The organism is Streptomyces sp. NPDC088354 (genome assembly GCF_044753585.1).
GTDB lineage: Bacteria > Actinomycetota > Actinomycetes > Streptomycetales > Streptomycetaceae > Actinacidiphila.
In genome coordinates, this window is record NZ_JBIVNJ010000161.1 from 1 (window position 1) to 1539 (window position 1539).

The 1539-nt window shown below is 58.6% G+C and carries 1 protein-coding gene and 2 pseudogenes; all 3 read right to left on the minus strand.

Features of this window, described 5'->3' with window-relative positions; all coding sequences use genetic code 11:
- A pseudogene (locus ACIP98_RS42460) lies at nucleotides 1–923 on the minus strand (hypothetical protein); the annotation flags it as partial.
- A gap of 88 nt (nucleotides 924–1011) precedes the next feature.
- Nucleotides 1012–1347 carry a hypothetical protein gene (locus ACIP98_RS42465; RefSeq protein WP_401982241.1) on the minus strand — a complete coding sequence of 112 codons (336 nt, stop codon included), beginning with the start codon at nucleotides 1345–1347 and terminating at the stop codon, nucleotides 1012–1014.
- A gap of 6 nt (nucleotides 1348–1353) precedes the next feature.
- A pseudogene (locus tag ACIP98_RS42470) lies at nucleotides 1354–1539 on the minus strand (YbaB/EbfC family DNA-binding protein); the annotation flags it as partial.

Below are 1539 nucleotides of genomic sequence, written 5' to 3' on the forward strand. Positions count from 1 at the left end.
CCGAACTTGTGGCCCAGATCGCCCGCCGCAATGAACAACCCGCCCATGGCTATGGAACTGACCACAGCACCATGAAACGTGCTAAAGCTGAAAGCCCACCTGCCGTTGAACAACCCGTTGATGAAGACCTCGGCAACCGACTCCGAAGCACCATCGACAAAGCTATCGCCCACCACTGCCCCGCCGACCCGCACAATACGCTCACCCGGCCTCGGCGGCCTATCAATCTTCGACGTGACGTCACGCGGAACGTCCTTCACATGAACCGGACGAGGCCCACCACCCGGACCGTCCCCGTGCCAGTCAAGACGCTTCCCGATCCTCTTCATCACCGGATCGAGCGCACCATGGAATATGCCCGTCAGCCCACCGAAAATGCCATCCTGAATAATCTGCTTCCAGTCGAACCCGCCGGGCCTGCGCCCCTGCGGCGCAAATACAATCATCCCCAGACGCACGATGAACGTGGTGAACGCCTCATCGAAAGCCTCGGACAGACTCGGCATCTTATGGGACAGCTTGAGAAGCCGGTCCAGGATCGTCAAAAGCGTGACCCGGCTCCGCGCCTGGGCCGCAGCACTGTCAGCAGCGGCCGACCCGCCCGTGAAGAACGCCATCGCAGCAATAATGGTCAACTCGATGAGCAGACGCACCAACTCCGCGATGATCTGGGCCTTCGCCTCCAGGATCTGCATGGAGATCTGCACCCGGCCATCAGCGACATCATCCAACTGCCGGGCAAGCTCCCGCACATAGTTGACACCGCCGTCATCAATGAACAGCCGCATACTCTGCACATACGGGCGGGCCGCCGCCGGAGGCAACGAACGGCCCACCACCCCCACCGACTGCTCAATCAGGTCCGACAACTCATGAAGCCTCTTCGAGAGATCCTGAAAAGGGACACGACTGTCATACGCCATACCCTCGTTCGCCCGAGGCATCCTCGAACCCGTCAGGGCCCAAAAAAGGTTATTGAGTTCGGGCGAGACGTGGATACTCATTAAACCATTAACGCTTTCCGCCGCGACGCTTGGCTTCCTGAATGGAATCCATCACATCATTTTGAGTACCACGGATGTTCCTGAGACTGGCCGTGGTTCCATCAGTGACACCGATAAGAGCTTCAAAAAGGGCACCCCCGGTCTTGACGACCAGTTCCCGGTCCCGCTCCTCAATCGGCTTGAACTGCTTCGCGAAATCGTCACCCTCCCCCGTCCAGCCAGCAGTCTCACGAATATCCTCATCGAACCGGCGACGAAGCTCGTGCGCAAGCCTGGCAATATGGTCGATGTACTCGACACCCCGCGCCAGATTCTCCGGCTGCGCATAATACTCATCAGCCATACCCGATCACTCCTCCGAGTCCTCATGAATCTCATCACGCAACCTCCGCGACGAAGGCCGGTCCCCCACCACCGCATCACCATCAAGAACACCAGGACCAAAAATATTCGCCCAGTCAATCGACACACCCGGCAACTCAGCCAAAGCCTCACTCCCACGAGTAAAAGGCTCAAACTTTTCCATCACCTGACG